We start from the raw sequence: 20,489 nt of genomic DNA, 5'->3' as shown, positions 1-20,489 counted from the left end.
TCGCCAGGCTTTAAATTTTGGACACTTGCTAAAGCGAGTGATACCACTGCGGAGTGGTAGTTCAGTTGGTTAGAATACCGGCCTGTCACGCCGGGGGTCGCGGGTTCGAGTCCCGTCCACTCCGCCACTTAATTTGAAGGTTTCGACCTTCGGTCGAATGAGTCCCGCTTGAACGCAAGCCCGGCCATTCAACCACTTATTAAAAAGCCTCGCTAATGCGGGGTTTTATTGAATTTAGAATATAATAAATTCTTTAGGGGTGTAGCTCCAATTGGCAGAGCAGCGGATTCCAAATCCGCGTGTTGGGAGTTCGAATCTCTCCACCCCTGCCATCTTTAAAGCCTCAGTCGAAAGACTGAGGCTTTTTTGCGTTTGTACTTAGCGATTGTAACCAGTAATACCAATCTGGAAAATTAACTGGTCAGGTCTATCCATCTTCTCGAACACATCTTGGTGACTCTGATGGAACATTACAAAAAACTATTCCAAGCCCTACACACTTTGGAGACAATGTCTTCGTAATCCGAAAAAGACTGATTGGCGAGATAGTGTTGTCTTAACCAGCTCCATACTTGTTCTATGGGGTTTAGCTCTGGAGAATAGGGTGGAAGTTTGATGACGCTGATGTTCTGAAAGTCATTGGTAATATCTTCCGTATGCCACCCTGCACCATCCATAATGATGATGGCATGACGTCCTTTTTCAGTGACCGCCGATATTTGCTTTAAATGCTCGATCATGATGTCTTTATTCACCCATGGGACGACGATAGCCTCACCCATGCCTTTTTGGGGGCAGACAGAACCAAACAGATACGCATATTCGAATTGTTGTTGCTTCACTGCTCTGGGACGCGTTCCTCTTTCAGCCCATAACCGTGTCGTTGTGTTTTGTTGTCCAAATCGAACTTCATCCTGATTGAACGGGAAGTTATCCATGCGAAACCCATATGGTCGAGCAGGTAATAGATAGAATCAGGATGATAATGCTTACCAAATTCTTTCACGATATAGGCATGGATATCGGCACCGGTAAGTCGTCCACCTTGAGTATCATGAGCTTTATCTTTGATGTATTGGCTCAATTGCTCTCTTTGTTCAGAAGTTAATAATGGTGGTCTTCCCGTTCTTGGCTTTTCCTTCAGCCCTTCTAATCCTTCTTCAAGAAAAGTTTGAACCCACTTATTAACACTGGTTCGGCTCACCTTAAGAAACTTGGCGGAGTGTCCATCTTTGAAATGAGTAAGGGCCAGCAGTCTCATTTTCATCTGAATAGATTTCTGCTGGCTTGCGAGCTTTTTAAAGTCGATATTATTGAGGCTATCCATAGCGAATAAGCCCTATCGTTGAATGGCCTCAATTAGATCATATAGATCATATTTTTTCTTAGATTGGTATTGGTCAGGTATGATTCTGCTTTGTATATAGCAAACCGTAGCAGCCGAAATTGTACTGTTATAAAGTAGATAAACGATAAAACTCCTTTCCGTTGCTTTTATCTGGCCTCTTATATTTACATTATGGTGAGAATACGTTTTATTACCTCCTTCAAAATACTGTTTTAGTTGGAGTAGAAATGGAACTAACTCGTCGTCGCTTTCTTTCAATGAGCTCTATTTTGGGTATGTCAGCTTTTTTACCGGCATGCTCTCTTAGTTTGGCCAGTAGCCAAGGTTATGTTTATGAGCTTACTGCTGAACCAGCAAATGCTGAATTGGTTCCCGGACATCAGACATCAGTACTCGGTTTTAACGGTGCTATCCCAGCTCCAACAATTCGTTGTCGCCAAGGCGAGAAGGTGACTATCCGTTTTACCAACAAGCTTGATGAACCAACTACGATTCATTGGCACGGGCTACGTATCCCAATAGGTATGGATGGCGTCCCTTTTCTAAGCCAGAGACCAATCATGCCCGGTGAAACTTTCGTCTATGAGTTTACTCCGCCTGATGCTGGTACGTTTTGGTATCACCCACATATGAATAGCGTAAAGCAGCTTGGAATGGGCCTTGTTGGCTTGATAGTGGTGGAAGAAGCACAACCCGTTGAGTTTGATGAAGAGCATGAGCTGGCACTTAAACACTGGCATCTAGATAAAATGGGTCAGTGGAAAGATTTGATGATCCCTCGCTTTAGTGCTCGTATGGGGACTCCAGGGGAGTGGGGGACAGTGAACGGTCAACATAATCCAACCTATCTGCTTAAGGAAAACGCAACAGTACGATTGCGTATAGCTAATGTAGATAACACCATTACTTATCCAATCGCTATCGAAGGGATTGATGCTTGGGTAGTTGCTATTGACGGAAATCCGATAAAAACGCCTTATAAGCTAACTCAGCATAAGGTTGGTCCGGGGATGAGGCTCGATGTCGCCTTCATTGCTCCTGCAGCGGGTAATCTTGTTAGTGTTCGTCAGATGAAAGGAAAGTTTCCATTCCCACTATGTGACTTTAAATGCCAGGAATCTAGCTTGGCTGATAATAAAAGTATTCCCTCTTTACCATTAAACCCTGTTCCAGCTGTTGATTTAGATAATGCGGAATTGATTGATTTTGTATTTGAGTGGGAAGGTGCGGTAACACCTGCAGATAGTTCAGGAAAAGCGGTTCCTAAATTTTGGTTAACGAATAAAAGGGCCTGGGAGGGCATGAGTGCTGAAAGTATTCCAGAGCCGCTCGCAAAATTGGAGCTGGGTAAAACTTACATTTTTAATTTACGTAATGTCACGCAGTACCATCATCCGATTCACTTGCACGGGCATACGTTTACCGTATTGGAACTCGATGGCAAGCCCGTCGAAAAACCATTTCATACCGATACGGTTTTATTAGGTAAAAACGGGTCAGCAAAAGCAGCTTTTGTCGCAGATAACCCTGGTCAGTGGATGTATCACTGTCATGTGATAGAACATATGAAAACCGGATTGATGGGTTTTATTGAAGTTGCATAAAGTGACTCCTGTAACTTTTGAAAAGTAAGAAACTTTGAAGCCTTGGTTACGTATTGTGAGAACATTATTTTCACTCGTTTTAGCTCAATTGTGCCCAATAAATAAGTACAATAGTTGAAATTATATATGGAGGGAACATGGGACAATTCGCAATTTTAGGGCTTATCGCAATTGGTGGAGCGATAGGTGCTTGTTCTCGTTATCTAGTATCTGAATTTTGCGTGACACTTTTTGGTCGCTCTTTTCCATACGGTACGCTAACTGTTAACATTGCCGGTTCATTTATTATGGGTCTGCTTATCGCGGCTGTCGAAAATGAGTGGTTAGCGCCATACCCATGGCGCCAAATTGTTGGTTTAGGTTTTCTTGGCGCATTAACTACGTTTTCTACTTTCTCTATGGATAATGTGTTACTAATGCAACAAGGTGCATTTATAAAGGTGGGTTTTAACGTGCTACTAAATGTACTGTTAAGCATTTCTGCAGCATGGTTTGCATACCACTGGTTGATCATATCTAAGTAGATTTAAAATCAATCCAGGTGGGTTACTGCTCTCCTGGACCTTTTCCTACTTTGTGTTTGAGTTATTTAAATCTAGTCTAATGTCACTTTGTGGTACTTGAGACACATAAAATTGATTAAAAACACAACTTTTATACTTGGTTAACTAATTTCCTTTCTCTATAATCGATTCACTTGTCGGAGTGCCATAAGGCTGAGACCGTTAATTCGGGATCCGTTGAACCTGATCTGGTTAATACCAGCGAAGGGAACAGGAGAAGATACCTATACCAGATCTCATCTGGTTAACCTATCAAACCGTCGAATGTTGTTATAGACCGTTAGACTTCTATCAGTTCTAAATTCGACCCCTCTTGTCGCATCTTTCCGCCAAGCATTTTTATCCCAATACTTTTTATCTAGAATAACAAGCAAGGAAAAATGCTATGTCGAATCGCAAACAAGCGAGACTGGAAGCAAAACAGTTCATTGATACTCTGTCGGTACAACCGTACCCAAATTCAACCAAAGTGTATGTAGAAGGCTCACGCCCAGATATTCGAGTGCCAATGCGCGAGATCTCGTTAGCTGACAGCCTTATTGGCGGTACTAAAGAATCACCTATTTTTGAGCCCAATGAGCCTGTACGTGTTTATGACACCTCTGGTGTTTACACTGACCCAGATTATTTAATCGACCTCTACAACGGCTTACCGAAGCTGAGAGAAGGGTGGATTGAAGAGCGTAACGATACAGAAATCCTTGATGACGTCAGCTCTGTTTATGCGAAAGAACGCTTAGAAGACGAAACTCTGGACGATCTACGTTATGGCAACTTGCCGCGAGTTCGACGTGCCAAAGCGGGCAAATGTGTTACTCAGCTTCACTATGCTCGAAAGGGAGTCATTACCCCTGAAATGGAATACATTGCGTTGCGTGAGAATATGGGGCGTGCCCAGTATCGTGATGAAATGTTAACACAGCAGCACCCAGGTCAAAGCTTCGGTGCTAATTTGCCAAAAGACATTACTGCCGAGTTTGTTCGCAAAGAAGTGGCAGAAGGTCGCGCCATTATCCCATCAAATATCAACCATCCAGAATCTGAACCAATGATTATTGGCCGTAACTTCTTAGTAAAAGTGAACGCTAACATCGGTAATTCTTCAGTGACTTCTTCGATTGAAGAAGAAGTGGAAAAGCTAGTGTGGGCGACTCGTTGGGGCGGCGATACCGTTATGGATCTCTCTACCGGACGAAATATCCACGAAACTCGCGAATGGATTCTACGTAATAGCCCTGTGCCAATAGGTACTGTACCAATGTATCAGGCGCTTGAGAAAGTAAATGGCATTGCTGAGAACCTCAATTGGGAAGTGATGCGAGATACCTTAATCGAGCAAGCAGAGCAGGGTGTCGATTACTTTACGATCCACGCAGGTTTGTTACTTCGTTATGTTCCAATGACCGCGAAGCGAGTTACCGGCATCGTGTCTCGTGGTGGTTCAATCATTGCTAAATGGTGTTTAGCGCATCACCAGGAAAGCTTCCTTTACACTCACTTCCGCGAAATCTGTGAAATCTGTGCTAAGTATGACGTTGCACTTTCGTTGGGTGATGGCCTACGTCCTGGCTCAGTCGCAGACGCTAATGACGAAGCACAGTTTGCTGAATTAAGAACCCTTGGTGAGTTGACTAAGATTGCCTGGGAGTATGACGTACAGGTGATCATCGAAGGCCCAGGACATATCCCAATGCACATGATCAAAGAGAACATGGATCAGCAACTGGAACATTGTCATGAAGCACCGTTCTACACCTTAGGCCCGCTAACTACTGATATTGCCCCGGGCTACGACCATATTACTTCCGGTATTGGTGCGGCGATGATTGGTTGGTATGGCTGCGCAATGCTCTGTTATGTCACACCTAAGGAACACTTGGGGCTACCTAACAAGGAAGATGTAAAGACCGGCATGATCACCTACAAGCTGGCTGCACATGCTGCTGACTTGGCAAAAGGGCATCCAGGTGCACAGGTCCGTGATAATGCGCTATCTAAAGCACGTTTTGAATTCCGTTGGGAAGACCAATTTAACTTGTCTTTGGACCCTGATACCGCGCGTTCTTTCCATGACGAAACACTGCCGCAAGAGTCTGGGAAAGTGGCTCACTTCTGTTCAATGTGTGGTCCTAAATTCTGCTCGATGAAGATTTCTCAGGAAGTAAGAGAATACGCGAAAGACACTGAGCAAGTTGCTGCTGATCAGGCGATTTCTATCAAAATGTTGGATGATCCGTTAGAAGGCATGCGTCAAAAATCAGAAGAGTTTCGTGCCACAGGGTCAGAACTTTATCACCCAGCTGTACACGCTGAGGTGGATGTGTAATGACTAAAATCCTTATTCCGTCACCATTAATAGAGCTAACGAGTTTCGTTCAGCAAAGTTTATTATTGGCCAAAGAACAGGGTTTTAGTACTGAAAAATTTGAGTTGGGCATTAGCCCAACTCATTTAATTCAGCTTGTTCTCGACCCAAATAAAACACTGAGCGTGGGCACGGATCTAGTTGATGGATTCGATGAAGATTTAACTGGTGATTTTACGCTTTATTACCAATCGAATTTACCTTTGAAGGAAACGAGTCAGCAACGTTCCTCGGCTATTTTTATTGGTATTGCGGATACTTCTCCAACGCCAAACAGCGATGGCAACACCGCTCTGTTAGATATCTGGCGTCATCCAATGACTGATGAAGTAAGAGCGTTGTCAGCGAACTTGTCAGCATCAAACTCCTTCCAAGCAGAGCATCACTTAGCTTGGACAGTGACGCTGTTGGCTCTCGAATTTCCAATTGAAGACGCTTTGACATTAGCTCGTGCAATGACGAATGTTTCACGTGAAACACTGTTTAACGGTGAAACATGTACGCTTCACGAGTGGGCATCTCACTTTACTGATTTTCCAATCCCAGTTCTGGAAGACGCTCGCTTGGGTATTCAAGTTGGTTGGTCATCGCAAAGTGAACCGGTTAGCTTTCCTTGCCTTGATAAAGACAGCCTAGGGCTTTATCCCGTTGTCGATAATGTCAGTTGGATTGAACGGCTTCTACCGCTGGGTATTAATACCATCCAACTCCGCATCAAAGATCCTGACCAGTCCGATCTCGAAAAACAGATTATTCGCGCTATTGAATTGGGACGTCAATATGATGCGCAGGTCTTTATTAATGACTATTGGCAGCTTGCTATTCAGCACGGCGCGTTTGGTGTGCACCTTGGTCAGGAAGATATCGAAGAATCTAACTTGATTCAGTTGAGTGAAGCGGGGATTCATTTAGGACTGTCAACGCATGGTTATTATGAACTACTGAGAATTGTTCAAATCAATCCAAGCTACATCGCGTTAGGGCACATATTTCCGACAACGACTAAGCAAATGCCATCGAAGCCGCAAGGTTTGATTCGTTTAGCTTTGTATCAAAAGCTGATAGACAGCATTCCATATGGAGAACAACTTGGCTACCCAACCGTAGCGATTGGCGGTATTGACCCATCAAACGCAGAGCAAGTTTGGCGATGCGGTGTATCCAGTTTAGCTGTGGTTAGGGCTATAACGTTGTCTGAGTCGCCAAAAGCGGTGATTGAGTTTTTCGACCAATTGATGGGCAACTCTCAGTTATCGCAGTTAGTGGAGAGCGAAAGTGCTTACTGATAAAGATTTCATTCGCTATCAGCGCCAAATATCAATACCTGAAATCGGTGAATCTGGACAAGTCCAACTCGTCCAATCACATGTTTTGATAATTGGCTGTGGTGGATTAGGCAGTGCGGCAAGTCTGTATTTAGCAGCCGCTGGGGTGGGTAAGTTGGTGGTTGTTGATGATGACCATGTCGATAGCAGCAATTTACAACGACAGATTGTTTACCGAGAGAGTGATATCAACCTGTTGAAAACGGAAGCCACAGCACAACAATTAAATGGGCTTAATTCTCAGGTTCAAGTTCGACCTGTTTCCAAGCGTCTCGATAAATCTCAGCTGCAATTGGAAGTTATGCTTGCCGATGTTGTTCTTGATTGTAGTGACAACATGCCAACCAGACAGCTGATCAATAAAGTCTGTTTTGAGCAAAATACGCCGTTGATATCTGCAGCTGCAATTGGCTGGCAGGGGCAGTTCGCTGTGTTTGATTACTCAGAAGAGAAACATAGTTCGGGGTGTTACCGATGCTTGTATCCGTTTGATGAATTAAAACAGGGGATGAAGTGCAGCGAAAATGGTGTCGTAGGTCCTGTGGTTGGAACGATGGGAAATTACCAGGCCTTAGCGGCAATTCAAAAGCTGGCGATAGGTAAGTTCCATGTGGCCAGTGGTCAGTTGCACCTATTTGATGGCTTTCGTATGAGCTGGCAAACCATGGTGATCAATAAGGACCAAGAGTGCCAGATTTGCGGAGAAGCGCACGAGCCACAGCACTGAGTTACGGGAGGAGTCAATAATGACATCATCAAATCATTCAATAACTGAACGGGGCAACGCCTCAAGTGAAAATGGTAAGTTGGTCTTCATCTCTATTAATGACCAACCACAGCAGGTCGAGTTCAACGCTAACTTACAGCAAATCATCACACAGTTTTCTTTACCTGAGATGGGCTGCGTATTTGCCATTAATAATCAAGTGGTGCCGCGAAGCGAATGGGCAAGCACGGTACTTTCTGAGGGAGATAGTATCTCTCTGTTTCAAGCCATCGCAGGGGGATAATGTCGATGCTGAAAATTGGTGATAAAGAATTTCAATCACGCTTGTTCACAGGAACGGGCAAATTTTCCAATAGCCGTTTAATGGCCGAAGCGATTCAGGTTTCTGGCTCTCAGCTTGCAACGATGGCGCTTAAACGCGTAGATGTGAATGATCAGCAAGATGACATATTACAGCCTCTAATTCATGCTGGTGTGAATTTGTTGCCGAACACTTCTGGTGCGAAAAATGCCAGAGATGCAGTTTTTGCTGCTCAGCTCGCGCGTGAAGCTTTGGGTACAAACTGGGTCAAACTTGAGATTCATCCAGATCCGAAATACTTAATGCCAGACCCGATCGAAACCTTAGCGGCAGCGGAGCAGTTGGTTAGAGACGGTTTTATTGTATTGCCATACTGCCATGCCGATCCGGTGTTGTGTAAGCGACTAGAAGAAGTTGGCTGTGCAGCCGTCATGCCTTTAGGTGCGCCTATCGGTTCGAACAAAGGCATCGCTTCTCACGACTTTCTCGAAATCATTATCGATCAAGCTAACGTGCCCGTCGTGGTTGATGCAGGGATTGGTGCTCCTTCCCATGCTGCGCGAGCGATGGAAATGGGGGCTGATGCGGTACTGGTCAACACAGCGATTGCAGCAGCTAGCGATCCAGTTGCTATGGCTAGAGCGTTTAAGATGGCAGTTGAATCTGGTCGTATGGCTTATGAAGCGGGTCTTGCAGGGCAGGTTTCTCATGCTGTCGCCTCGAGTCCGCTGACGGCTTTTCTTGATGAACTGTAAAAGTGAGGCATTAACATGAGCTTTTATGACCGCTTTAAGCAGCTTAATTGGGATGATATTTCCATGTCGATATATTCCAAAACGGCGCAGGATGTGGAAAGGGCGTTAGCAAAGCCAAGACGGGATTTAGAAGATTTCAAAGCGCTAATTTCTCCTGCTGCAGAACCATATTTAGAGCAGATGGCAAAGCTTTCTTATTCGCTGACGCGTAAGCGATTTGGCAATACCATGTCGCTTTATATTCCGTTGTACCTTTCTAATCTTTGTGCCAATGCCTGTACTTATTGTGGCTTTTCGATGGAGAATCGCATTAAACGCAGAACGCTGAACAAAGAGGAAGTGGCAGCGGAAATTGAAGCAATTAAGCGAATGAAGTTCGACAGCGTATTGTTGGTAACTGGCGAACATGAAACCAAAGTCGGGATGAAATACTTTCGCGAAATGGTTCCGATGATCAAGCAGCGCTTTAACTATTTGGCGATGGAAGTCCAACCGCTGGATCAGGAAGAATACGCTGAACTTAAAACACTAGGTCTGGATGCGGTGATGGTTTATCAGGAAACGTATCATCCATCAACTTACGCCGAGCATCATCTGCGTGGTAATAAAATGGATTTCCGATACCGACTTGAAACTCCGGACAGATTAGCGAGGGCAGGGATCGACAAAATCGGCATTGGTGCTCTTATTGGTTTACAGGAATGGCGAACGGATTGTTTTTTTGCTGCGGCACATCTGGATTATCTTGAGCGTACCTATTGGCAATCGCGCTATTCCATTTCATTCCCTCGCTTACGCCCTTGCGCCGGAAATGCGCCCGCTTCAGGTTTGCAACCAAAGTCGGTGATGACGGATAAACAGTTAGTGCAGTTGATTTGTGCGTACCGACTGTTTAATCCGGAAGTAGAGTTGTCGCTGTCGACTCGTGAATCACCACAGTTCCGAGACAATGTTTTACCTCTGGGGATTACCAGCATGTCCGCAGCATCAAAAACACAGCCAGGTGGTTATGCATTGGAACAGGTGGAACTAGAGCAGTTCGAAATCAGTGATGAAAGAAGCGCTGCTTCAGTTGAAGGTATGATACGAGCAAAAGGTTTTGATCCGGTCTGGCGTGATTGGCACTCTGCCTATTCGGGATAACCGAGATATTGAAAGTACATTTGAGTGTTTCACGTGAAACATTTACCCTCACAACACTCAAAAATAAAAGGCTCTCCAAATGGAGAGCTTTTTCAATTTTATATCGAAGTGAAATCAGAGCATTTGATTATGCGTGCGCCAACGGCAAGGTTGCTTCACGTAGCCATTCTTTGACATCGCCTTCAACCAGAGGGCTGATTTGGTCCCAGACTTTTTGGTGGTAGTCATTCAGCCATGCCAGTTCTGGACGAGTCAGCATATCCACATTGATGTTACGTTTGTCTATAGGGCAACGAGTCAGTGACTCAAATGACAGCACTGGGAAGTCACCATTGGTTGGTGTTTCTACCACTAGCTCCAGGTTTTCAATTCGAATACCAAATGCATCCGCGCGGTAATAACCCGGCTCATTTGATAGCACCATACCTTTTGTTAGTGGGACATCGATTTGTCTTTTAGAGATGCTAGCAGGGCCTTCATGCACGCTCAGGAAATGGCCCACGCCGTGACCAGTACCATGGTCGTAATCATAACCTTCTGCCCAAAGATGTTGGCGAGCCAAAGTATCGATTTGGTAACCGCGTGTGCCTTTCGGGAAACGAGCACGTGCCACACCAATATGACCTTTTAGGGCCAGAGTGAACTGTTTGATCATTTCTGCAGATGGTTGACCAATCGCAATAGTACGCGTGATGTCGGTTGTACCGTCTAAGTACTGGCCGCCTGAATCAACCAGATAAAGCGTATTCATTTCTAGCTTACCCGGCTCTGGTTGGTTCTCATGGTTGTAGTGACACATTGCGGCGTTACTACCCGCTGCTGAAATCGTATCGAAGCTTAGATCCATTAGTGTTGGATCTTCTTTACGGAATGCTTCTAGTCGATCAGCGAGTGTTGCCTCATCATGAAGTTTGCCTGCTGCTACTTCCGCGTCGAGCCAACATAGGAATTTGCTCATCGCCACACCATCGCGCACATGACACGCTTTCATCCCTGCAATTTCCACTGCATTTTTCGCAGCTTTCGGCATCAGACATGGGTCTGCCGCGGCGATAACGGATGCACCAGAATTCTGTAGAACAAGCTTAAACCAGGCATTGCTGATCGCTGGATCGACTAATACCTTTTTGCCCGTCATTGCTTCAAGACGAGATTGAAGTTCTTCAGGATGATGTACGGTTACTCCAGCGCCTGCGTGTACGGCAAACTCTGTTGGCAGGCGTGCTGGATCAAGGAAGAATTCGATGGTTGAATCTGCATGAAGAATCGCGTATGACAGTAAAACGGGTAGACGTGATACATCCAGACCACGAACGTTCAATAGCCAACAGATAGAATCAAGAGCTGTGATGACTGCGCTATCGGCTCCTGCTTTTGCTACGAGTTGAGCAATCTCTTGACGTTTACTATCGCTTGATTGACCAACCGATTCTGTCGGCATCAGGCGTACATCGGACACCACTGGAGCAGGGCGATCATGCCACAACTCGTCAATTGGGTTGCTGGTTAGAATGTTGAGATCAAACTTACCAGCCAGTTTTGTTTGTGCTGAATCTAACCAAGCAGAGCTGTGCATGCGAGGATCGATAGCTACGGTCGAGCCTGCTGCAAGATTATCTTTTATCCAATCCAACGCTGGTTCTTCAATGAGGTGACGGTATTCAAATAGATCGGCAGGAACTTGTTTGGTCACTTGGACTGTGTAGCGGCCATCAACAAACATCGCCGCTTTATCTTTCGTGATCACGGCTGCACCAGCAGAACCGGTAAATCCGGTTAACCAGTGTAGGCGTTCGTTATGAGCCGGAACGTATTCGCCCAAGTACTCATCTTCGTGTGGGACAAGTAGGGCATCAATATTGTGTTGAGCTAGCCATTCGCGAATCGCATTCACGCGGCTTTGAGTATCGTTATGCATCTGTGTTATTCCTTCAATTACGGCTCCTTTATGCTCAGTTTTGGGAGCTGTTTCCTTCTGCTTCACGTAGTGAGTGAATTAAACGTTGAATTGTTTAAGTCTGGGTACAACAGGCCATAGATGAGCCAAAAGAACTATCGCCTGTTAAGCTACTCATTTTAATCGTTAAGCGCAAATTGAGTCCGAATTTTTATCTAAGATGATCGGTTTTTTGCGTGATCATCGTGCGTAACCAATTCAGCGCCGGGTCGTTTTCTCTGTCTCTATGCCAGAACAAAGTGTAAGCCATTGGTGGAAATTCTAGTGGTAATGGTAGCACTGCTAAGTCGAGCTGTTTTGCCGCGAGCTGAACAAAGTGACTCGGTGCAGTGAAGATAAAGTCGGTGTAGGAGCACAAACTTGCGGCACTGTTGAAATCAGGAACCGTAACCGCGATATCTCGCTCAGCGCCAATGTCTGCGAGACGATAATCCAATAACCAGCGATCGTTACCGTCGCAACGTACCTGAACATGACGCAGGGATAAGTAAGCTTCTAGGTTCCACTTCTGGTTTAGTGCCGGATGGTTTTTGCGGATGATGCACATCTGATGGTCGCGATAGATTTCCTGTTCGCATATGTCATCTGGTGGCAACAGGGTAAGCTTGGCATCATTTATGTCGATGTCTTTGCCGGTTAAACCCAAATCCAACTCGCCGCGTTGCAGCATTTTAAACGTGTTGTCCGACCAAGGGTGTGTGCTGATGGTTACGCCTGGTGCCTGCTGAAAGATAGCCGGTAAAAAGTGCGGCAGTATTAACGGATAAACGCTTTCGACAGCTGCGATTTGAAAGCGGTACTCGCTGCTTTGCGGAGAAAACTCTTCTGGCTGTGTCAGCACTTCGAGTTGGTTGATCAACAGTTCAAGTTTCGGTTTTAAGAACAGAGAGCGGGGAGTTGGTGTCAGTCCATGAGAATTTCTCGTGAACAGTGGATCATCAAATTGAACGCGTAATTTGGCTAACGATTTACTCACTGCCGACTGGCTGAGGCAGAGCCGATGTGCCGCTCTGGTGACGTTGAGCTCTTCCATGAGTACTTTAAAACAAACCAGCAGATTAAGGTCGATTCGAGCCAGCTTCTCAATATTCATCGTGATTTTCCCAAAAGGAATAATGGTCATGATTATACATCATTTCCATTCATATCATCAGATGATTAAGCTTCACGAAAAGTTCTTGTTCAATTTGGAGTGTAGTGGTGTCTGGCCATATTTCTAACAGTAAAAAGCAAATGGCGTTGTTGACCCTTTTGGTTCTCTTTAGCCCGCTTGCTATAGATATTTATCTTCCTGCGTTACCTCTTATGGCTTCAACTTTTCAGGTAGATAATGCGCTAGCACAAGACACTATCACTTGGTTTTTGTTTGCTATGGGTGTTGGTCAGCTATTTGCCGGCCCGTTAGCAGATAAACTCGGACGTCGAACTGTTGCATTGGGCGGCATCGCCATTTACGCAATGAGCGCTTTATTGGCGTGGAGTGCTCAGAACATTGAGTGGATGTTGATGTCCCGACTGCTACAAGGCTTAGGTGCATGTGCGACATCAGTGGCAGCCTTTGCAACAGTTCGCGATATCTTTGGTCCGGAAAAAAGCGGCAAGATGATCAGCTACCTTAACGGTGCGATCTGCTTTATTCCGGCACTGGCTCCAATACTCGGTAGCTGGCTGACGCAGCAATTCGACTGGCGTGCAAACTTTAGTTTTATGGCTGGCTTCGCGGTGGTATCGGGTACGTTGATGTTCCTAATGATGAAGGAAACCAACCCGGCAACAGAAAAACAAGCGGTGTTCAAACTCAGTCGTTACTGGGCGGTACTAAGTATTCCGTCGTTTATCTTCCATGCATCACTGTGTTTGATGGCGATGGCGGTTATCCTTGCGTATGTGACCTCCGCACCATCAGTGTTAATGACCGGAATGGGGCTGTCGATGAATGAGTTTACCTTCTGGTTTGGTGTGAATGCGGTGATTAATATCGCGGCTTGTATGCTGGCACCTAAATTTATGGAGCGCTTCGGCACACACAATACGCTTGTTGTCGGTATTTCTACATTAGGCCTTGCGGGCGTTGTGATGATGGTAATGAACGGTCAAAACACCGCGTTTTCTTTTATGCTGCCAATCTTTATGTCTTCAGCGGGCTTTGCTCTGATTCTTGGCGGTGCGGCGGGTAAGGCTTTGGAACCGTTTGGTGATAAAGCAGGTACAGCGGCTGCGTTACTTGGTTTGTTCCAAATGAGTGGTTCTGGGTTATTGGTGGGCACGCTTCAGCGCTTATCGTTAGACCCACAAACACTGATTGCACTTCAGATGTGGATTATTCTGCCCGCACTTGTGATTTTGTTTACCAAAGCAGGTAAGAGTTGGCATGCGAGCTTTGCTAAAGCGTAAATCGGTGTAATTTATTATTTTCCAATATGAGTAACAAGTGTATATTTGTCGTTCACACTTTTCCTGACACCATAATGGAATTCAACAAGTAATGTCGTTAACCACGTATGAAATGGCTCGTATTTTAGAGCAAATGGAAGAATCACCAGAAAAGGTGATGTTTGGTAAGTTGCTTAATGAGCTGGGCAATCAAAGCTCCGAGCGTATTCGTAGCGCGGCAAAACAAGTACCTCTGCCAATCCTGCGTGACATAGTGTATCAATTTCAACAAGTGATTGAGTCGCGCAAAGGTGAGCAAGTTGAGCTGCTAGCGAAAGACATTGCTAAGCAAGGTATCTCAGCTGACGAATTGTTGGCTTACCTGAACAAACAATAAATAAGTCCCCGCAGCTGCGGGGATTTTTTTATTTAACCAGCTTATTTTTCAGCAACTGGTCTAGAGAATACGGCCCAGGCCCCCATACGATCACGACCAGTATCATAAATCCCCATAGCTGATGGTCATGAAAGCCTTTCTCCCACAATAGCGGGTAGGAGAGAACGGCGATGATGTTAAATATAAACAGCAATGCGGCCATCGGGCGGGTAAAAATTCCCAGTGCTATAAAGACCGGCAGAATCAGTTCTGCAGCTGTGCCTATATACGCAGCAAACTCCCAGGGGAGCAACGGTACCTGATACTCAAATTCGAATAGGTAGAGTGTGCTTGCCCAGGAAGCGATTTTTATCAGACCAGAATTGAAAAACACCCACGCGACCCATAAGCGACAAAGTAGCAATAGAAAAGGAACAACGCCGTTCTGAAAGAGGTTGGTGTATTCATCGTAGCGAGTTATTAAGCGCTTAATTGTTTCTGTCATGATTTTCTCCCTCATCTCTTTAAGGTAAAACCGTCAATCAAATTCAGCAGCATCAGATGACTTAAATTAGCAAGCAGTGGTGGCGGAATGTCACCCATAGGTAGGTGTTGCTCTAAATACCGCAGTAATTGGTAGGTGTCGATATCGAGCGTATGACACGATACTCCACCATTCATCTCAACTGAGATGACGCCGCATTGCGATAGATTGATGTCGAGCTGCTCGACTTGCTGATGCTGAATCGCCGTAAACAAATCAAAAACCGCATAGCGAGACTCATAACTTCGGCATCCGGGGTGCAAATGAAAAATCAACCTAGATTGCTGGTCTGGTTTTACTTCAGCAAGCCGGGTTAAGGGGATTAATTCTGCATTGGGTAATTGCTCGCGTTGGGCTTGGCGGGCTAAATCTATTTCCCACTCAAAGCGGGCGACCTCTGGGCTGTAAGGTGCTTGGGCAATTACTTGTGCGAATAAGATGATGGTGTCTTGAAAGTCTTCCCCATAATGAGCAACGTATCCTTCTGTTAATGGATAATTCAGAACGTGTTGCCGCGCAATTTGTATAAAGCATTCTTTGCCGAGTAACGCTTCCACCATTGGGTAGGTTGCCGACAATATTTCGCTCAGGCTGATGATAAAGTTGTTGCGATAAATCTGTATTCGTTCATCAGCGCTGAATAGGTCAGCAGTGATATCGCACTCTTCGCCTGATGTTTGATAGTGCAGTGCTTTGGCGAACTGGTTCTGTAATGTAGCAAGGTTCATGATGCTTTCCTCACTCGTTCTAAAACGGAGTCGGTCTGGGATTCTGAAAGTATTTGCGAGGCTTTACCTGCTTCTGCTAACAGCACTGCTGGCGTAGGAATATCCAAATCCCACTCAATTAAGGTATGACGAGGGCCATGCTGCTCTGTCCAACAACGATACAGATGCCACACTTCATCACTGACCGGGCGACTGTGGGTATCAATCCAAATCTCACCTTTATCAAGTTGTTTGATGGTAAAGCCAGCAAGGTGAATTTCATCGACCTTGTCGGCTGGAATTGCCGCTAAGTATGTGTCGCAATCAAAACCATGATTGAATGCGGAAACGTAAACATTGTTTAAATCGAGCAGCAATCTGCAATCAGTGCGTAACTGAACTTCTCTCAGAAACTCCCATTCACTAATGGTGGAGTGCTGAAACTTTACATAACTCGATGGGTTTTCAATTAAGATTTGACGCTGCAGATAATCTTGCACTTCCTGAACATTTCGAGTGAATACGTTCAGCGCTTCTTCGGTATATGGCAGGGGCAGGAGGTCGTTAAAGTAGTGCCCGCCATGCTCACTCCAGCTGAGATGGTCTGAAACAAACATGGGGTCAATCGAATTGATCAGTGCCTTAAGCTGAGCTAAATGTTTCTGACTGACTCGCTCTACAGAACCCAGTGACAACCCTATACCGTGGCAACTGATTTGATAAAACTCGCGCATAGATTGAAGTTGATGGCGCTCGGCCGAGTTCGGCTGAAAGTAGTTCTCACTGTGAATCTCAAGCCAGGACAATTTTGGCTGATTGTGACTGAAGTAGTTCAGATGAGGCGTTCTTAATCCGATTCCAACGAGATTATGCAAAGATTGATGTTCCACGTGAAACTCCTTATCAAAATCAGGCAAGGCGAAGAGATAAGGGTGTGTGGGTTGAGCATTCACACACCCCTAACAATGGCCTCTGGGGCAATTAAGAAGAGGTAGTGCTACCGCCCGCCAACTTGCTACACAATCCTTCGGGCACAACGACAAATGCATCTTTTTGGTTGTCTTGTTTAGCAGTACCAGCACAAGAACCGTTCTTAGTGGCACAGTCATTTTTACCTGCCTTGGCTACGCCAAAGCACTTTTCTTGTTCAGCAGCGACAGCAGAAGTCGTGGTGAGCATAGTGCCTCCCAGAGCAATAAGCCCCGTAACTGCAGCAGCAATAGCAAGATTCGAATTTTTCATAACAATGTCCTCTGAGTGATTTCCTTTACTTTCGGTTAGCAAGGTGACGCGATATGTGGTTGTACAGTATCTGTCCACTTACTTAACTTAAGAGATAGGAATGAGGGTTAAAAACTTTCAGTGAAATGTGTTGCCAGAACAGGGTTAGGTGACGCCATTTGTATAACTAACTGAATAAACGAATAAAAAAACATCAGATTTTTTATCAAGTTTTGTCTCAACACACCCTAGTTGTTTAGGTTATAATCTGTTTTTATGTATAAATAACCAGTAGCTCATCATGATGGATCCATCTCTATTACTCGACGGTTTGAACGATAAACAGCGTGAAGCCGTTGCAGCACCTCTAGAAAACTTACTCATCCTTGCTGGTGCAGGGAGTGGTAAGACACGCGTTCTTGTTCACCGAATCGCCTGGTTGATGTCTGTAGAACAAGCATCGCCGTTCTCAATCATGTCGGTAACCTTTACCAACAAAGCGGCGGCGGAGATGCGTGGTCGTATTGAAGAGTTGATGATGGGCAGTGCGTCAGGCATGTGGAATGGTACTTTCCATGGCATTTGTCATCGTATTCTGCGCGCGCACTATCTTGATGCTAAGTTACCGGAAGATTTTCAGATTATCGACAGTGATGACCAGCAGCGTCTGCTTAAGCGTCTGATCAAAGCACAAAATCTGGATGAAAAGCAGTGGCCTGCGCGCCAGGTGGCTTGGTGGATTAACGGTAAGAAGGACGAAGGTCTACGTCCGGCTCATATCGATGCCTATCACGATCCCGTTACTAAAACTTACCTGCAGTTGTATACCGCTTATCAGGAAGCATGTGACCGTGCTGGCCTGGTCGACTTTGCGGAAATTTTGCTTCGCGCTCATGAGCTACTGCGCGATAACAAGTTTGTCCGCGAACATTACCAAGCACGCTTTAAACATATTCTGGTCGACGAGTTCCAGGACACCAACAACATTCAGTACGCGTGGCTGCGCATGATGGCGGGGCCTGAGTGTCATGTGATGATCGTCGGTGATGATGACCAGTCAATTTATGGTTGGCGCGGTGCGAAAATAGAGAACATCGAGAAGTTCACCCTTGAGTTCCCTAGTGTCAGCACAATTCGCCTTGAGCAAAACTACCGTTCTACAAAAACGATTCTGGAAGCCTCGAATACCCTTATTGCTAACAACACAGAGCGTATGGGGAAAGAGCTTTGGACGGATGGCAGTGTTGGTGAGCCAATCTCGGTCTACAGTGCATACAACGAGTTAGACGAAGCCCGTTTTGCGGTTAATAAAATCAAAGAGTGGCAAGACAAGGGCGGTGTTCTGACGGATGCTGCCATGCTTTACCGTAATAACGCTCAGTCACGTGTACTGGAAGAAGCGTTAATTCAAGCGGGTCTTCCTTACCGCATTTATGGTGGCATGCGATTCTTCGAGCGTCAGGAAATCAAAGACGCCCTGAGCTACATGCGCTTGATTGCCAACCGTAACGATGATGCTGCATTCGAGCGTGTGGTGAATACGCCAACACGTGGATTGGGTGATAAAACACTAGAGACGGTTCGTCGTGCAGCTCGTGATCGTGGCTGCACCATGTGGGAAGCTAGCATCGCGATGCTTGATGAGCAGGTGCTCGCAGGCCGTGCCGCGGGAGCATTGAGTCGTTTTATTGAACTCGTCACCGCTCTGGAAGACGATACACTTGAGATGCCACTACACGAGCAAACAGACCATGTGATCAAATATTCAGGCTTGTTTGCTATGTACGAGCAAGAGAAGGGTGAGAAATCTAAAGCACGGATTGAGAACTTGGAAGAGTTGGTAACAGCAACCCGCCAATTCGAAAAACCAGAAGAAGCGGAAGAGATGTCTCTGCTGACGGCGTTTCTGACTCATGCAGCGCTGGAAGCGGGTGAAGGGCAGGCTGATGAGTTCGAAGATGCAGTTCAATTGATGACGCTGCACAGTGCGAAAGGTCTGGAATTCCCACTGGTGTTCATGGTGGGTGTCGAAGAAGGCATGTTCCCGAGCCAGATGTCTGCCGAAGAAGCCGGGCGTTTAGAAGAAGAACGTCGTTTGTGTTATGTCGGCATGACACGTGCGATGCAGAAACTCTACATCACCTATGCAGAAATGCGTCGTTTGTATGGTCAGGACAAGTACCACAAACCATCGCGCTTTATTCGTGAACTGCCTGAATCGTGTCTGGATGAAGTGCGTATGAAGGCGCAAGTCAGCCGTCCTGCAAGTAGTGGTCGCTTTAGCCAAACGGCGGTAAAAGAGAACTTTAACGAGACGGGTTTTGCACTAGGCTCACGCGTGATGCATCCGAAGTTTGGTGAAGGTACCATCATTAACTTTGAAGGCAGTGGCCCTCAAAGTCGGGTGCAAATAGCATTTAATGGTGAAGGTATTAAATGGTTAGTGACCGCTTACGCCAGACTTGAGAAGCTTTAATCCGAGCGATACCAATAATAATTGGAAGATTTATCAATAGAATTGAGCTCGATACGAGGCAACAAGCGAGCGAAGCCCCTGAGCATAGGGTTCTGTGTGATGGGGTGAGCGAGTGCAGTTAACGAAGTAGCGAGTTTAATTATGCAGATAAATGGTAAAGAAAAACCCCGAGGGCTTACGCCCGTCGGGGTTATAGTCTTACTCGCAGCAATCCAGCTACTAAAAGTGCTCCATGCATCGAATCCATGATAGTGTGCTGATTCCTTCAGCTTATTCCTTTCGTCGCCTTCCTAGCGGTGTCCTTGACCTTATCCTGGTCTGCTAACAATCCTCGTTAGCTCTCATCACTTGTTCCCTGAGCGGTGTCCCTGACATCATCCTGATGTTCAATCCCTGCCTCGTCCAGAGGTGTCCATTTCCCATCCTTAGTAGCAACCATCCTAGTTACTATCGAGTCCGTTCAATGTCCAGTTTTGCATTCCATGCCCGACTATTCATCCTGAATAACCGTTTCTTCTTCCTGAAGTCTACCAAATCCTTGGTAATTCCTGTTCCGTGTCAGCATCCTTCCGACAGGTTCCATATTACGTTTTTCACGCCTCTCGGCAATGGTGGAAATTCACATTTTTATTGATTTAATGCAGCTTAAAATTACACTTTCATTTAAAATCAACATCTTAGTATTTTTTAGGGGTGATTTTTCT

17 protein-coding genes, 2 tRNA genes, 1 pseudogene and 1 riboswitch are annotated in these 20,489 nt (G+C 45.6%); of the genes and pseudogenes, 13 read left to right on the top strand and 7 right to left on the bottom strand.

The features are described 5' to 3' along the window. The first annotated feature begins 50 nt into the window (after positions 1-50). Together WJM94_RS23880 and WJM94_RS23875 are read left to right on the top strand one after the other, a co-directional pair. A tRNA-Asp gene (locus tag WJM94_RS23880) sits at positions 51-127 on the top strand. A 128-nt stretch (positions 128-255) separates the two neighbouring features. Continuing rightward, positions 256-332 (top strand) — tRNA-Trp (locus WJM94_RS23875). A 138-nt stretch (positions 333-470) separates the two neighbouring features. On the opposite strand, the pseudogene WJM94_RS23870 reads toward WJM94_RS23875, so the two are convergent. Next, positions 471-1,327, bottom strand: a pseudogene (locus WJM94_RS23870) (IS630 family transposase). 248 nt (positions 1,328-1,575) lie between these two features. Here WJM94_RS23870 and WJM94_RS23865 point away from each other — a divergent pair. The 8 genes from WJM94_RS23865 (at position 1,576) to thiH (ending at position 10,131) form a co-directional block, all read left to right on the top strand. Beyond that, entirely contained in the window at positions 1,576-2,952 is a 1,377-nt protein-coding gene (locus tag WJM94_RS23865) for a multicopper oxidase family protein (RefSeq protein WP_444496640.1), read from the top strand. A gap of 137 nt (positions 2,953-3,089) precedes the next feature. Further along, positions 3,090-3,476, top strand: coding sequence for a fluoride efflux transporter CrcB (gene crcB / locus WJM94_RS23860; RefSeq protein WP_444496639.1), 387 nt, complete (start codon positions 3,090-3,092; stop codon positions 3,474-3,476). 167 nt (positions 3,477-3,643) lie between these two features. Further along, a riboswitch (TPP riboswitch) is annotated at positions 3,644-3,742 on the top strand. Positions 3,743-3,900: 158 nt separating this feature from the next. Further along, a complete protein-coding gene (thiC, locus tag WJM94_RS23855; protein WP_444496638.1) occupies positions 3,901-5,841 on the top strand; it encodes a phosphomethylpyrimidine synthase ThiC in 1,941 nt (646 codons plus the stop codon). Then, positions 5,841-7,166: a thiamine phosphate synthase gene (locus tag WJM94_RS23850; protein WP_444496637.1), complete on the top strand. Its 1,326-nt coding sequence runs from the start codon at positions 5,841-5,843 to the stop codon at positions 7,164-7,166. Before thiC ends, WJM94_RS23850 begins: the two co-directional genes overlap by 1 nt. Further along, the gene (thiF, locus tag WJM94_RS23845) at positions 7,156-7,932 is read left to right on the top strand and encodes a thiazole biosynthesis adenylyltransferase ThiF (protein ID WP_444496636.1); all 777 of its coding nucleotides are present in this window, start codon (positions 7,156-7,158) and stop codon (positions 7,930-7,932) included. Before WJM94_RS23850 ends, thiF begins: the two co-directional genes overlap by 11 nt. 19 nt (positions 7,933-7,951) lie before the next feature. Next, positions 7,952-8,215, top strand: coding sequence for a sulfur carrier protein ThiS (gene thiS / locus WJM94_RS23840; RefSeq protein WP_444496635.1), 264 nt, complete (start codon positions 7,952-7,954; stop codon positions 8,213-8,215). 5 nt (positions 8,216-8,220) lie between these two features. Beyond that, positions 8,221-8,988, top strand: a complete 768-nt coding sequence (locus WJM94_RS23835) for a thiazole synthase (RefSeq protein WP_444496643.1) — start codon at positions 8,221-8,223, stop codon at positions 8,986-8,988. Between the two features lie 15 nt (positions 8,989-9,003). After that, complete coding sequence (thiH, locus tag WJM94_RS23830; RefSeq protein WP_444496634.1) at positions 9,004-10,131, top strand: 2-iminoacetate synthase ThiH; 1,128 nt, start codon at positions 9,004-9,006, stop codon at positions 10,129-10,131. A gap of 127 nt (positions 10,132-10,258) precedes the next feature. On the opposite strand, the gene WJM94_RS23825 is transcribed toward thiH, so the two are convergent. Next, positions 10,259-12,049 carry an aminopeptidase P family protein gene (locus tag WJM94_RS23825; protein WP_444496633.1) on the bottom strand — a complete coding sequence of 597 codons (1,791 nt, stop codon included), beginning with the start codon at positions 12,047-12,049 and terminating at the stop codon, positions 10,259-10,261. A gap of 190 nt (positions 12,050-12,239) precedes the next feature. Further along, positions 12,240-13,181, bottom strand: a complete 942-nt coding sequence (locus tag WJM94_RS23820; RefSeq protein WP_444496632.1) for a LysR family transcriptional regulator — start codon at positions 13,179-13,181, stop codon at positions 12,240-12,242. Positions 13,182-13,321: 140 nt separating this feature from the next. Here WJM94_RS23820 and WJM94_RS23815 point away from each other — a divergent pair, with 140 nt between their 5' ends. After that, positions 13,322-14,482, top strand: a complete 1,161-nt coding sequence (locus WJM94_RS23815) for a multidrug effflux MFS transporter (RefSeq protein ID WP_444496642.1) — start codon at positions 13,322-13,324, stop codon at positions 14,480-14,482. Positions 14,483-14,573: 91 nt separating this feature from the next. Continuing rightward, positions 14,574-14,858 (top strand): H-NS-like global regulator TsrA, encoded by a 285-nt coding sequence (gene tsrA / locus WJM94_RS23810; protein WP_444496631.1) that lies wholly within the window; start codon positions 14,574-14,576, stop codon positions 14,856-14,858. Between the two features lie 28 nt (positions 14,859-14,886). Here tsrA and WJM94_RS23805 read toward each other — a convergent pair whose 3' ends face one another. The 4 genes from WJM94_RS23805 to WJM94_RS23790 form a co-directional block, all read right to left on the bottom strand. Then, complete coding sequence (locus tag WJM94_RS23805; protein ID WP_444496630.1) at positions 14,887-15,342, bottom strand: DoxX family protein; 456 nt, start codon at positions 15,340-15,342, stop codon at positions 14,887-14,889. Between the two features lie 11 nt (positions 15,343-15,353). Further along, the gene (locus WJM94_RS23800; RefSeq protein WP_444496629.1) at positions 15,354-16,109 is read right to left on the bottom strand and encodes an HvfC/BufC N-terminal domain-containing protein; all 756 of its coding nucleotides are present in this window, start codon (positions 16,107-16,109) and stop codon (positions 15,354-15,356) included. Continuing rightward, positions 16,106-16,978, bottom strand: a complete 873-nt coding sequence (bufB, locus tag WJM94_RS23795; protein WP_444496628.1) for an MNIO family bufferin maturase — start codon at positions 16,976-16,978, stop codon at positions 16,106-16,108. Before bufB ends, WJM94_RS23800 begins: the two co-directional genes overlap by 4 nt. Positions 16,979-17,069: 91 nt before the next feature. Next, positions 17,070-17,330, bottom strand: a complete 261-nt coding sequence (locus WJM94_RS23790) for a BufA1 family periplasmic bufferin-type metallophore (protein WP_444496627.1) — start codon at positions 17,328-17,330, stop codon at positions 17,070-17,072. 280 nt (positions 17,331-17,610) lie between these two features. Between WJM94_RS23790 and uvrD the strand changes: the two genes are divergently transcribed. Next, the gene (uvrD, locus tag WJM94_RS23785) at positions 17,611-19,785 is read left to right on the top strand and encodes a DNA helicase II (protein WP_444496626.1); all 2,175 of its coding nucleotides are present in this window, start codon (positions 17,611-17,613) and stop codon (positions 19,783-19,785) included. Positions 19,786-20,489 lie beyond the last annotated feature (704 nt).

This window comes from Vibrio sp. YIC-376, assembly GCF_052353105.1.
In the GTDB taxonomy this organism is placed as follows: Bacteria; Pseudomonadota; Gammaproteobacteria; order Enterobacterales; family Vibrionaceae; genus Vibrio.
This window is presented reverse-complemented; position numbering and strand designations above follow the sequence as displayed.